Origin of the sequence: Streptomyces sp. NPDC005761 (genome assembly GCF_040630635.1) — a bacterium.
Taxonomy (GTDB): Bacteria; Actinomycetota; Actinomycetes; order Streptomycetales; family Streptomycetaceae; genus Streptomyces.
In genome coordinates this window covers 165,197-177,749 of record NZ_JBEXXX010000008.1, presented here as the reverse complement: position 1 = coordinate 177,749, position 12,553 = coordinate 165,197, and the positions used below count along the sequence as shown (strand labels likewise).

Below are 12,553 nucleotides of genomic sequence, written 5' to 3'. Positions count from 1 at the left end.
GATTGATCGACGGTCTTTTCACCGGATCGGCCACCGTTGACCAGCCCCTTTCGCGAGCACACAACTCCGTGGGGGACACTTAACCATCAGTCGTATGTGTTGATCATGGAGGAGCCACCCGTGGAGTTCGACGTCGTTATCGAGATCCCGAAGGGTTCGCGGAACAAGTACGAGGTGGACCACGAGACCGGTCGGATCCGCCTGGACCGTCGACTCTTCACCTCGACCAGCTACCCGGCGGACTACGGTTTCGTCGAGAACACCCTCGGCGAGGACGGCGACCCGCTGGACGCGCTGGTCATCCTGGAGGAGCCGACCTTCCCCGGCTGCCTCATCAAGTGCCGCGCGATCGGCATGTTCCGGATGACGGACGAAGCCGGCGGCGACGACAAGCTGCTGTGCGTGCCGGCCTCCGACCCCCGGGTGGAGCACCTGCGCGACATCCACCACGTGTCGGAGTTCGACCGCCTGGAGATCCAGCACTTCTTCGAGGTCTACAAGGACCTGGAGCCCGGCAAGTCCGTCGAGGGCGCCGACTGGGTCGGCCGCGTCGAGGCCGAGGCCGAGATCGAGAACTCGTACAAGCGCCTCGAGGCGCAGGGCGGCGCGCACTGACGTTCCGCTTGCGGTTCTGAGCACGCCATCGGGCGGCACACCTTCACGGGTGCGCCGCCCGTTCGCATGCGCGCCCATGAGCGTGGCCATACTGGGCAGGAGCGCAGCCGAAGACGCGCAGCCGATGAGTAGCGAGGTCGAGTGGTGGCGGAACCGGGCGGTCCCGATGACCAGAAGCCCCAGTCCGACGAGGCGCGCAGCGCCTTCTCCCAGCCCGCCGGGGTCGGGAGGTCCGCAGGCCCGTCGGACGAAGACCATCCGACGTCGGAGTTCTCCCTGCCGTCGGGGCTGACACCCGAGCCACAGGGTCCGCCCGCCGGCCCGGGGACGGGTTCCGCTTCCGGCTCGGACACGATCGGTTCCGCTTTCGCCCCGCCGAGCACCTACGACGCCCGGAACTCCCCGCCCACCTTCACGCCCGCGCACGGCATTCCGATGATCCGGCTGACCAAGGAGGCCCCTTGGCAGGACCGGATGCGCACGATGCTGCGGATGCCCGTCGCCGACCGCCCGGCGCCCGAACCGGTCCAGCGGCACGACGACGCGGGCCCCGCGGTGCCGCGCGTGCTCGACCTGACCCTGCGTATCGGGGAACTGCTGCTCGCCGGCGGTGAGGGGGCCGAGGACGTCGAGGCAGCCATGTTCGCGGTGACCCGCAGCTACGGGCTCGACCGCTGCGAGCCGACGGTCACCTTCACGCTGCTCTCGATCTCGCACCAGCCGTCGCTGGTCGAGGACCCGGTGACGGCGAGCCGGACCGTACGCCGCCGGGGCACGGACTACACCCGGCTGGCCGCGGTCTTCCGGCTCATCGACGACATCACCACCGAAGAGGCGGAGATCTCGCTGGAGGAGGCCTACCGGCGCCTCGCGGAGATCCGCCGCAACCGGCATCCGTACCCCGGCTGGGTGCTCACCATGGCCGCCGGCGGGCTGGCGGGCGCGGCATCGGTACTGGTCGGCGGTGGGCCGCTGGTGTTCCTGATCGCCGCGCTCGGCGCGATGCTCGGTGACCGGCTGGCCTGGCTCTGTGCCGGACGCGGGCTGCCGGAGTTCTACCAGTTCGTCGTGGCGGCGATGCCGCCCGCCGCGATGGGCGTGGCCCTGACGCTCACCCACTGGTCGGACGTACGGCCGTCGGCGGTGATCACCGGTGGGCTGTTCGCGCTGCTGCCGGGGCGGGCACTGGTCGCGGGTGTGCAGGACGGCCTGACCGGCTACTACATCACCGCGTCGGCGCGACTGCTGGAGGTCATGTACTTCTTCATCGCGATCGTCGCCGGGGTGCTGCTGGCCCTCTACGGAGGGCTCCAGCTGGGTGCCGAGCTGGATCCGGAGGCGCGGCTCATCTCCCATGACCGGCCGGTGGTGCAGATCCTGGCGTCGATGGTGCTGACGCTGGCCTTCGCGATCCTGCTCCAGCAGGAACGGTCCACGGTGCTGGCGGTGACCCTCAACGGCGGCGTGGCCTGGGTCATCTACGGGGCGATGGCGCGGACGGGCGGTCTCTCCGCGGTGGCGGCCACCGCCGCGGCGGCCGGTCTCGTCGGGCTGTTCGGGCAGCTGTTCTCGCGCTACCGGTACACCTCGTCGCTGCCGTTCATCACGGCCGCGATCGGCCCGCTGCTGCCCGGGTCGGCCACGTACTTCGGGCTGCTGGGCGTCGCGCAGAACGAGCTGGACCGGGGGCTCGCCTCCCTGTCGACCGCGGTGGCGACGGCGCTGGCCATCGCGATCGGGGTGAATCTGGGAAGCGAGATCTCCCGGCTGTTCATGCGGGTGCCGGGGGCGGTCGGCGGGGCGAACCGCCGCGCGGCCAAGCGGACGCGCGGCTTCTGACGGGGGCCTGCGGACGGGGAGGGTGTCAGCGCTTGGCGTGGCGGCCGCCACGGCGGCCCGCGGCCGTGCTGCTGCCACCGGCGGCCGGGTCCTGGTTGTCGTCCTCGCCGGACGCGGCTTCCTTCTTCGACTTGCTGCGGGCACGCAGGAACTCGATGCCGATCGGCACGACCGAGATCAGCACGATCAGGACCAGCATCGCCTCGATGTTCTTGTGCACGAACTCGATCTGGCCCAGCCCCGCCCCGAGGAGCGTCACACCGACGCCCCACAGGATGCCGCCGATGATGTTGAACGTGATGAACGAGCGGTAGTTCATCCGGCTGACACCGGCGATGATCGGCGTGAACGTCCGCACGATGGGCACGAAGCGGGCCAGGATCAGCGACTTCGGTCCGTACTTCTCGAAGAACTCGTGGGCCTTCTCGACGTTCTCCTGCTTGAAGAGGCGGGAGTCCGGGCGGTTGAAGAGCGAGGGGCCGACCTTGCGGCCGAACAGATAGCCCACCTGGTCACCGATGATCGCCGCCAGGGCGACCAGGACACAGACCAGCCACAGCGGGGTGTCCAGTTTGTCCGTCGTCACCAGCAGGCCCGTGGTGAACAGGAGCGAGTCGCCGGGCAGGAAGAACCCGATCAGCAGCCCGGACTCGGCGAAGACGATGACCAGCACACCGATCAGCCCGAACTGCCCGATCAGGTGGTCCGGGTCCAGCCAGCTCGGTCCGAGCGCAAGCGTATTCAAGGGTCCGGGCTCCAGGATGTGGTCGATGGCGGCTGCGTGGCCGCCCAAAGCTATCAACGCCGCAGACCCCCTCCCGGTTCCACTGGCCCCCGTGGAGATGCACACGGGGTGAACCGGGGCAAAACTCGGTCCCAGGAGGTGCCACACCATGGGCATTGAGGATTACGGCGGCGGTCAGACGGCACAGTCCGACGTGTTGGTCGTCACCACCAATGACGTACCCGGCCACCAGGTGACGCAGGTCATCGGCGAGGTGTTCGGTCTGACGGTCAGGTCCCGCCACCTCGGCAGCCAGATCGGCGCCGGGCTGAAGTCGATGATCGGCGGGGAGCTCAAAGGGCTGACCAAGACGCTCGTCGAGACCCGCAACCAGGCCATGGAACGGCTGGTGGACCAGGCGAGGTCCCGCGGCGCCAACGCGGTGCTGATGATGCGCTTCGACGTGAGCGAGGCGGCGGACGTGGGCACGGAGGTCTGTGCGTACGGCACCGCCGCGGTGATCAGCAGAATCTGAGCCCGTCGCGGGGGCCGGCACCGCCGGCGCCGCCCCCGCGACCCGGCCCCTACCCCCGGCGCTGCGCGTTGGCGTCGATCGCGTCACGCAGGTGCTCGGCCAGCCCCGGCCGCATCGACTCGTAGAACGCCTTGAACTGCGGATCGGCGACATACATCTCACCGAGCCCCCGGTGAATCTCCGTCGTGCACTCGTAGAACCAGGTGGTGATGTGCAGCCGGTGCTCCTCGGCGAGATCCATGGCCCGCTCACCGGTGGCCGCCTCACCGTCCGCCATGAGCGCGCCGTAGCGCTCACCCCAGGAGGCGACCTCGGCCTTCATCCGCTGCCAGTCCTCCTTGGTGTAGCGGGCGGCCCGGCGCTGCGACTCCGCGTAGGTGTCGGTGCCGCCCCAGCGGCGCTCGGCCTCCTCCGCGTAGTGCTCCGGGTCCTTGTCGCCGAAGACCTCGAACTTCTCCTCGGGCGTGAGGTTGATGCCCATCTTCCGTGCCTCCATCGCTGTCTCTACGGCCGTGGCCATCCGCTGCAGTTCGGCGATCCGGTGCGACAGCAGCGCGTGCTGGCGGCGCAGATGCTCCTGCGGGTCCGCGTCCGGGTCGTCGAGCAGTGCGGCGATCTCGTCGAGCGGGAAGCCGAGCTCCCGGTAGAACAGGATCTGCTGCAGCCGGTCGAGGTCGGCGTCGTTGTAACGCCGGTGCCCCGCGTGGCTGCGCCCGCCGGGCGAGAGCAGCCCTACGCCGTCGTAGTGGTGCAGGGCGCGCACCGTGACCCCGGCGTATCCGGCGACCTGTCCCACGGAGTACTCCATGACTCCCCGCTCCTTCCGTGTGGTCGGTACGTGTCCGAGCCTCGGCCCTGACGTGACGTGAGGTGCAAGTCCGAAATACCCCAGGCACTGACCTATTTGATGGGTTATAGGCATTTTGCGTCGCTATGGTGATCCGATGGCCATCGAATCCGCCGCCGGTCCCCCCGCCGCCGCACCGGCCCCCGCGCGCCGGCTGCTGCTGCTGCTCATCGTGCCCGCACTGGCCGTCGGCGCGGCCTCGGCCCTCGTCCTGCTCGGGGTCAGCCTGCTCGCGGAGCAACTGCAGGACGTCCTGTGGAAGACGCTGCCCGACGCGCTGTCGATCGGCCCGTACTCCTCGCTGTGGATGATCGTGATGCTCACCGCGATCGGCCTGGTGACCGGGCTCGCCATCCGGACCGTGCCGGGCCGGGCCGGGCCCGACCCGGCGACCATGGGGCTGGTCGACCCGCCCCTGCCGCCGGCCGTGCTGCCGGGGCTGCTGCTCGTGACGGTCCTGTCCCTGGCGGGCGGGGTCAGCCTGGGCCCGGAGAATCCGATCACCGCCGCCAACATCGCACTGGCCTGCTGGGCCGGCCGCCGGTTCGCGCCGAGCGCCCCCGCCGAACTGTGGCTCGCGCTCGCCGCCGCCGGCACCATCGGCGCACTCTTCGGCACCCCGGTCGCCGCCGCACTGGTCCTCTCCGAGTCGCTCGCCTCCACGCCCGGCCCGGGCGCCCTGTGGGACCGCCTCTTCGGGCCGCTCGCGGCCGGCGCCGCCGGGGCGCTCACCATGACGCTGACCGCCCACCCCAGCTTCGACCTGTCGCTGCCCGACTACACCGGGACCCACTGGGGTGACCTGCTGTCCGCCGTCGTGATCGCCGTGGCGGGCGCGCTGCTCGGGCTGGCGGCGGTGTACGCCTTCCCGTACGCGCACCGCGCCTTCCGGGCCCTGCGGTACCCGGTCCTGGCCATGACGGCGGGCGGGCTGCTGCTCGGCCTGCTGGGGGCGCTGGGCGGGCACCTCACCCTGTTCAAGGGGCTGGAGGAGGTGAAGGTGCTCGCCGCCGATCCGGACGGCTGGTCTGCGGGGGAGTTCGGGGGCATGGCGGTGGTGAAGACCGCGGCCCTGCTGGTCGCGGCCGCCTGCGGCTTCCGGGGCGGCCGGATCTTCCCGGCGGTGTTCTGCGGTGTCGCGCTCGGTCTGTGCGCCCACGCCCTGGTCGACGGGGTGCCGGTGGCCCTCGCGGTGACGTGCGGGGTGCTCGGCATCCTGCTCGCCATCACCCGTCAGGGCTGGCTCAGCCTGTTCACGGCCGCGGTACTGGCCGCCGACATGTCCCTGCTCCCCCTGCTGTGCGTCGCCACGCTGCCGGCCTGGCTGCTGGTGACCGGGCGTCCGCTGATGCAACTGCGCGCGGACGGTACGCCGCTGCACTGAGGCGGCCGTCCGACGCGCCGGACGGCCGAGCTATCCGTATCGTCAGAGATTGTCCGTATAGCCGGATTCATTCCGCCATATCGGCGGCAGCTGAGAAGGGCAGGCCTGCGATGCCGCTGCACGAGGGCTCCGCACACAGCACCGAACCGTCCGACCCACGACGCCGGCTCGCGCTCAACCCGTTCTTCGGGGAGGCCGACCCGACTGCCGGGATGGAGTCGGCACCGCCTCTGCACAAGCTGCCGGACGGGCCCCTGCCGCCTGCCACCGCCTACGGCCTGGTCCATGACGAGCTGATGCTCGACGGCAATTCGCGGCTCAACCTCGCCACCTTCGTCACCACGTGGATGGAACCCCAGGCCGGGGTGCTGATGAGCGAGTGCCGCGACAAGAACATGATCGACAAGGATGAGTATCCGCGCACCGCCGAACTGGAACGGCGCTGCGTGGCGATGCTCGCCGACCTCTGGAACGCCCCCGACCCCACCACGGCGGTCGGCTGCTCGACGACCGGCTCCAGCGAGGCCTGCATGCTGGCCGCCATGGCGCTCAAACGGCGCTGGGCGGCCAAGAACGCCGACCGGTACCCCTCGACCGCGCGTCCCAACCTGGTCATGGGCATCAACGTGCAGGTCTGCTGGGACAAGTTCTGCACGTTCTGGGAGGTCGAGCCGCGCCTCGTCCCGATGGACGGCGACCGCTTCCATCTCGACCCGCAGGCCGCCGCCGACCTCTGCGACGAGAACACCATCGGTGTCGTCGGCATCCTCGGCTCCACCTTCGACGGCAGCTACGAGCCCATCGCCGAACTCTGCGCCGCCCTCGACGCCCTCCAGGAGCGCACCGGCCTCGACATCCCCGTCCACGTCGACGGCGCGTCGGGCGCGATGGTGGCACCGTTCCTGGACGAGGACCTGGTGTGGGACTTCCGCCTCCCCCGGGTCTCCTCGATCAACACGTCCGGGCACAAGTACGGCCTCGTCTACCCGGGCGTCGGCTGGGCCCTGTGGCGCTCGCCCGCCGAACTGCCCGAGGAACTCGTCTTCCGGGTCAACTACCTGGGCGGCGACATGCCCACCTTCGCGCTGAACTTCTCCCGGCCCGGCGCGCAGGTCGTGGCGCAGTACTACACCTTCCTGAGGCTGGGCCGTAAGGGCTACCAGGCCGTACAGCAGGCATCCCGTGACGTGGCGACGGGGCTGGCGGAGAAGTTCGAGGAGCTCGGCGACTTCCGGCTGCTCACCCGGGGCGACCAGCTGCCCGTCTTCGCGGTGACGACCAGGCCGGAGGTGACGGCGTACGACGTCTTCGACGTGTCGCGCCGGCTGCGTGAGCGCGGCTGGCTGGTGCCCGCGTACACCTTCCCGGCCAACCGCGAGGACCTCTCCGTGCTCCGGGTCGTGTGCCGCAACGGCTTCTCGTCCGACCTGGCGGACCTGCTGCTGGAGGACCTGCGGCTGCTGCTGCCCGAGCTGCGGAGCCAGGACCACCCGTTGAGCGCCGTGCACGGCCCGGCGACGTCCTTCCACCACTGAGCGCACCACCCCGGCCCCCGTCCGAGAACGCCGGACGGGGGCCGGAGCGGCGCGCTCCGTCAGCGGCTCAGCCGCCCGAACCGCCGCACCGCCAGCGGGAAGAACACCGCCAGCAGCACCAGCGGCCAGACGACCGCCAGCAGTCCGGCATGACCGGCCGCCCAGGAACTCCCCCCGCCGCCCGGGTTGCCGAACAGTTCGCGCACCGCTGTGGCGGTCGCCGACATCGGGTTCCACTCGACGACCGCGCCCAGCCACCCCGGCATCGACTCCGGCGCCGCGAGGACGTTGGAGAGGAAGCCGATCGGCCAGACCAGGATCTGCACCGCCTGCACCATCTCCGGCCGCCCCGCCACGAGCGCCAGCAGGATGCCGAGCCACAGCATCGCGAAACGCAGCAGCAGGAGCAGCCCCAGGGCGCCCAGCGCCGCGAGCGGCCCGTGATGCCAGCGCCAGCCGACCGCGTACCCGACACCGGTCAGGACGGCGAGCGCGGCCACCGACTGGAGCATGTCCGCCACGGCCCGCCCGACCAGCACCGCTCCGGATGCCATCGGCATCGAGCGGAACCGGTCGACGACCCCCTTGTCGAGGTCCTGGGTGACCGCGAGCATGGTCGACTCGAGGCCGAAGGCCATGGTGAGCGCGAGCATGCCAGGCACCAGGTACTCGGCGGGGTCACCGTCCACCTCCCGGCCGCCGCCGACCAGGTAGTTGAACATCAGCAGAAGCATCACGGGGAAGACCAGCCCCACGACGACCTGCACCGGCTGCCGTGCCCAGTGCGCCAGTTCGCGCCGGGTCATGGTCCAGGAATCGGCTACCGCCCAGCCCGCCGTACTCATACCGCCACCTCCACGTCGTCCTGCCTGCTCCCCGTCAGGGACAGGAACACCTCGTCCAGCGTCGGACGGCGCACCGCGATGTCCTCCGCCTCGATACCCGCCTCCTCCAGAACCCGTACGGTCCGTGAGAGCGTCGCCACCCGGTCCCGCGCCGGCGCGCCGACCAGCCGCCGGTCGGGGTCCGTCACCGCCCCGCCCGCCAGCAGCGCGGCCGCCCGGTCCAGTTGCGCTCCGTCGCGGACGACGACATCGATCCGGTCGCCGCCCACCCGCGCCTTCAGCTCGTCGGCCGTGCCCTCGGCGGCGACCCGCCCGCCGTCGATCAGCGAGATCCGGTCGGCGAGCTGGTCGGCCTCCTCCAGGTACTGGGTGGTCAGCAGCACGGTCGTGCCGCCGCCCACCAGGGCCCGCACCGCCGCCCACACCTCGGCCCGGCCACGCGGGTCGAGACCGGTCGTCGGCTCGTCGAGGAAGAGCACCTCGGGATCCGTGATCAGCGACGCGGCCAGATCGAGGCGTCGCCGCATGCCGCCGCTGTACTCCCCGACCGGCTTGCGGCCGGTGTCCGCGAGGCCGAAGCGGTCCAGCAGCTCGTCCGCCCGGGTCCCCGCCCGGCGTGCGCCCAGGTGGTACAGCCGCCCGAACATCTCCAGGTTCTGCCGCCCGCCGAGCTGCTCGTCCACCGCCGCGTGCTGGCCGAGCAGCCCGATCCTGCGCCGGACCTCACCCGGCCGCTGCCGGACGTCGTACCCCGCCACCTCGACGCGGCCCTCGTCGTACCGCAGCAACGTGGACAGAATGCGGACCGCCGTGGTCTTCCCCGCCCCGTTGGGGCCGAGCACCGCATGCACGGTGGAGCGGGCGACCGAGAGGTCGAGGCCGTCCAGCGCGTGCTTCGCGCCGTATCGCTTGTGCACTCCTTCGACGACGATCGCGTCGTTCGGCATCGCCACACCCCCCATTAGTCAAACTTGACTAGCAGGGGAAAGATAGTGGTGCTCTCCGCATTCGTCAAACTTGATTAGTGAAGGTCCTCCGGGTCGGCGGTCCCGGTCGCGTACGGATTCGTCTCGCCCTCGGCCAGTACGCCGACGAACGGCTCGCCCTCACCCGCGAAGGTGTACGCCCCACCCTCGATGCGCTCGATCAGCCCGCGCGTCCACTGCGCACCGGAGTCCGCGGAGTGCACCCACATGTTCATGATCTCGCCGATGTGACCGATCGACTCGGGGCCCGCCTCGGGCGTGTAGTACTCGGTGACCGAGGTACGCCACCGGGTGAGGCCCTCCACCCGCTCCTTGAGCAGAGCCACCGCCTCGGCCCGTTCCAGATCGACGATCCCGCCCAGCCCGGCCGACAGCACGTCCAGCTTCTGGTCGTACGAGGTGAGCGCCGCGCGCAGCAGCGTGAAGTACTCCTCGTTGCCCTGCTCGGTGATCTCGTACTCGGTGCGAGGCGGGCCGCCCACCGTGCTCGGCGCGACCTCGTGGGCGAGCAGGACGCCCTGCTTCGCCATCTGCTTCAGTGCGTGGTAGATCGACCCCGGCTTGGCGTTGGACCACTCGTGCGCGCCCCAGTACTCCAGGTCGTTGCGGATCTGATAGCCGTGCGCCCGGCCGTGCTGCCGCACGGCACACAGGACCAGCAACCGGATCGCCGACATGCCCACCCACCTCTCTACTCAACTTTGACGAGAGTAGCGGTGCGCAGGTCGGAGCGGGCAGGCACTCCGGTCGGCGGGGTGACGGGGCCCGAGCGGGCAGCGGCGTCGGCAGTCGGGGCGGGTCAGAGCGGAAAGATGCTCCGGCCGTGCTGGATCGATATCCACTTCTGGGTGGTGAAGGCCTCCACCGTCGCCTCGCCGTTCAGCCGGCCGTTCCCGGAGTTCTTCTCGCCGCCGAAGGCGACCAGCGGATCATCCTGGACGGTGGCGTCGTTGACGTGGAACATGCCGCTGTCGATGCGCTGGGCGAAGCGCACCCCGCGCTCAGCGTCTGCGGTGTGCACGGCGCCGCTGAGCCCGTAGGGGCTGTCGTCGGCGATCCGTACGGCCTCCTCCTCGCCGTCGAACTCGATCAGCAGCGCCACCGGGCCGAAGATCTCCTGGGAGAGCAGCGGGGATCCGGCCGGGAGGCCGGTCAGTACGGTGGGCTCGACGAGGTTGCCGCGGGTGCGCCCACGGACGAGTGCCGTGGCTCCGTCCGCGAGCGCCTGGTCGACCAGGGCGGTCAGCGCGTCGGCCTGGAAGGTGTCGATGACCGGGCCGATCTGCGTCTGCGGGTCGCGTGGGTCGCCGGTCCTGAGCGCGGCCACCCGGGCGACGAACTTCTCGGTGAACTCGGGGGCGACGGCGCGGTCCACCAGTATCCGGTTGGCGGCCATGCAGACCTGGCCCTGGTAGACGAAACGGCTGAAGACGGCGGAGTCGACCGCGTAGTCGATGTCCGCGTCGTCGAGCACCACCAGGGCGCTGTTGCCGCTGAGTTCGAGAATGGTCCGCTTGAAGAGCGCGCCCGCCGTCGCGGCGACATGGCGGCCCACCCGGTCCGACCCGGCGAAGGAGATCACCTTGGGAACGGGGTGCTCGATGAACGCGTCGCCTATCTCGGCTATGTCGGTGACGACGACGTTGAGCAGCCCGGCCGGCAGCCCGGCCCTCTCGAAGATCCGGGCGATCAGGCCGCCGCCCGTGACCGGCGCGTTCTGGTTGGGCTTGACGACGACCGCGTTGCCGAGCGCCAGAGCCGGCGCGACGGACTTCATCGTCACCAGGAACGGGAAGTTGAAGGGGCTGATGACCCCGATGACGCCGACCGGCAGCCGGTAGAGGCGATTCTCCTTGCCGTCCACCGGCGAGGGCAGGATCCGCCCCACGGGATGCAGCGCCTGATGAGCCGCCTCGCGCAGGAAGTCCTGGGCGGCGCTCAGCTCGTACAGCGCCTTCGCCCGGGTGCCGCCCAGTTCGTCGATGACCGCCTCGACGATGTCGTCGGCCAGTTCCTCGGTGATCCGCACGGCCCGCTGCAGAACGTCCCGGCGCTCGTACGGACTTGTTGCCGCCCAGTCCCGCTGGGCGCGCTCGGCGGCCCGGTAGGCGCGGTCGACCTCGTCGGCGGTGGCAACGGTGATGGCGGCGAGCTTTTCCCCGTTGTAGGGGTTGAAATCGATGATGTCCCACGAGCCGGTGCCGCTGCGCCATTCACCGTCGATGTACTGGGCGGCCAGCTCGTGGAAGAAGGACATGCGATCCCTTACTGCAGGTGCAGACTCCTGTTGGTACGTCATGGTACTTACATTTCAGGAGAGTTGGAGAAGACCGCGAAGTAGATCCCGGCTCTCCTCCGGCCCCGGACTGTCCTCGTGAAGCCGCGCCATCGCCTTTTCGTAATGGGCGACTTCTTCCGCCTTGTCCAGATAGAGCGCACTTGTCAGCTGCTCCAGATAGACAATGTCCGACAGATCGGATTCCGGGAAACGCAGCATCGTGAAAGCGCCGCTCTCACCCGCGTGCCCGCCAAAACTGAAGGGCATCACCTGGAGCGTAATGTTCGGCTGCTCCGACATTTCGATCAGATGCCGCAATTGGGTGCGCATGACTTCCCGCCCGCCGTAGGGGCGGCGCAGTGCCGCCTCGTCCAGTACGGCGTGGAAACGGGGAGCCCGCTCGGAGACCAGGGTCTTCTGGCGCGCCAGCCGCAGCGCGACCCGGCGGTCGATCTCGGCGGCGGGGGCACCGCGCATGCCCCGCGAGACGACCGCGTGCGCATAGTCCTCGGTCTGCAACAGGCCGTGGACGAACTGGACTTCGTAGATCCGGATGAGCGAGGCCGCACCTTCCAGCCCGATGTACGTCTGGAACCAGCCAGGCAGCACGTCCCCGTAACTGTGCCACCAGCCCGCCACATTGGCCTCACGCGCCAGACCGAGCAGGGAGTCGCGCTCCGCCTCGTCCGTGACCCCGTAGAGCGTGAGCAGGTCCTCGACGTCCCTGGCCTTGAAGCTCACCCGTCCCAACTCCATGCGGCTGATCTTCGATTCGGATGCCCGGATGGAGTAACCGGCCGCCTCGCGCGTGATGCCACGTGAGTCCCGCAGCCGCCTGAGCTGCGAGCCCAGCAGGATGCGCCGCACCACGGATCCACTCGACTCGCCTGCAGCCACCGGTCCAGCCCTCCCCATCGCTTCCTGGGCACCGGGGCCCCCCGAACCCCAAGAGCCGGATTCTGCCA

Annotated in this window: 12 protein-coding genes; 5 read left to right on the top strand and 7 right to left on the bottom strand. The window is 70.1% G+C overall.

Features of this window, described 5'->3' with window-relative positions; translation table 11 throughout:
* The first annotated feature begins 120 nt into the window (after positions 1 to 120).
* Together ABZ434_RS10810 and ABZ434_RS10805 are read left to right on the top strand one after the other, a co-directional pair.
* Positions 121 to 615, top strand: coding sequence for an inorganic diphosphatase (locus ABZ434_RS10810; protein WP_123525235.1), 495 nt, complete (start codon positions 121 to 123; stop codon positions 613 to 615).
* Positions 616 to 756: 141 nt separating this feature from the next.
* Complete coding sequence (locus ABZ434_RS10805; protein ID WP_359134030.1) at positions 757 to 2,454, top strand: threonine/serine exporter family protein; 1,698 nt, start codon at positions 757 to 759, stop codon at positions 2,452 to 2,454.
* Positions 2,455 to 2,479: 25 nt separating this feature from the next.
* Here ABZ434_RS10805 and ABZ434_RS10800 read toward each other — a convergent pair whose 3' ends face one another.
* On the bottom strand, positions 2,480 to 3,199 hold the full coding sequence (locus ABZ434_RS10800) for a VTT domain-containing protein (protein ID WP_359134028.1): 720 nt from the start codon (positions 3,197 to 3,199) through the stop codon (positions 2,480 to 2,482).
* 148 nt (positions 3,200 to 3,347) lie between these two features.
* Here ABZ434_RS10800 and ABZ434_RS10795 point away from each other — a divergent pair, with 148 nt between their 5' ends.
* Positions 3,348 to 3,713, top strand: coding sequence for a YbjQ family protein (locus tag ABZ434_RS10795; RefSeq protein WP_359134025.1), 366 nt, complete (start codon positions 3,348 to 3,350; stop codon positions 3,711 to 3,713).
* Between the two features lie 49 nt (positions 3,714 to 3,762).
* Here the strand turns inward: ABZ434_RS10795 and ABZ434_RS10790 are convergent, their stop codons facing one another.
* Positions 3,763 to 4,521, bottom strand: a complete 759-nt coding sequence (locus tag ABZ434_RS10790; RefSeq protein WP_359134023.1) for a MerR family transcriptional regulator — start codon at positions 4,519 to 4,521, stop codon at positions 3,763 to 3,765.
* 136 nt (positions 4,522 to 4,657) lie between these two features.
* Here ABZ434_RS10790 and ABZ434_RS10785 point away from each other — a divergent pair, with 136 nt between their 5' ends.
* Together ABZ434_RS10785 and ABZ434_RS10780 are read left to right on the top strand one after the other, a co-directional pair.
* Positions 4,658 to 5,944, top strand: a complete 1,287-nt coding sequence (locus ABZ434_RS10785; protein ID WP_359134020.1) for an ion channel protein — start codon at positions 4,658 to 4,660, stop codon at positions 5,942 to 5,944.
* 110 nt (positions 5,945 to 6,054) lie between these two features.
* A complete protein-coding gene (locus ABZ434_RS10780) occupies positions 6,055 to 7,479 on the top strand; it encodes a glutamate decarboxylase (protein WP_359134017.1) in 1,425 nt (474 codons plus the stop codon).
* A 59-nt stretch (positions 7,480 to 7,538) separates the two neighbouring features.
* Here the strand turns inward: ABZ434_RS10780 and ABZ434_RS10775 are convergent, their stop codons facing one another.
* From ABZ434_RS10775 to ABZ434_RS10755, 5 genes are all read right to left on the bottom strand, one after another.
* Positions 7,539 to 8,324: an ABC transporter permease gene (locus tag ABZ434_RS10775; RefSeq protein ID WP_359134014.1), complete on the bottom strand. Its 786-nt coding sequence runs from the start codon at positions 8,322 to 8,324 to the stop codon at positions 7,539 to 7,541.
* Complete coding sequence (locus ABZ434_RS10770) at positions 8,321 to 9,271, bottom strand: ATP-binding cassette domain-containing protein (protein ID WP_359134011.1); 951 nt, start codon at positions 9,269 to 9,271, stop codon at positions 8,321 to 8,323. Before ABZ434_RS10770 ends, ABZ434_RS10775 begins: the two co-directional genes overlap by 4 nt.
* A gap of 74 nt (positions 9,272 to 9,345) precedes the next feature.
* The gene (locus ABZ434_RS10765; protein WP_359134008.1) at positions 9,346 to 9,987 is read right to left on the bottom strand and encodes a PadR family transcriptional regulator; all 642 of its coding nucleotides are present in this window, start codon (positions 9,985 to 9,987) and stop codon (positions 9,346 to 9,348) included.
* Between the two features lie 122 nt (positions 9,988 to 10,109).
* On the bottom strand, positions 10,110 to 11,567 hold the full coding sequence (locus ABZ434_RS10760; RefSeq protein ID WP_359134005.1) for an aldehyde dehydrogenase family protein: 1,458 nt from the start codon (positions 11,565 to 11,567) through the stop codon (positions 10,110 to 10,112).
* Positions 11,568 to 11,621: 54 nt separating this feature from the next.
* Positions 11,622 to 12,503, bottom strand: coding sequence for a helix-turn-helix transcriptional regulator (locus ABZ434_RS10755; protein WP_359134192.1), 882 nt, complete (start codon positions 12,501 to 12,503; stop codon positions 11,622 to 11,624).
* Between the last annotated feature and the right edge of the window lie 50 nt (positions 12,504 to 12,553).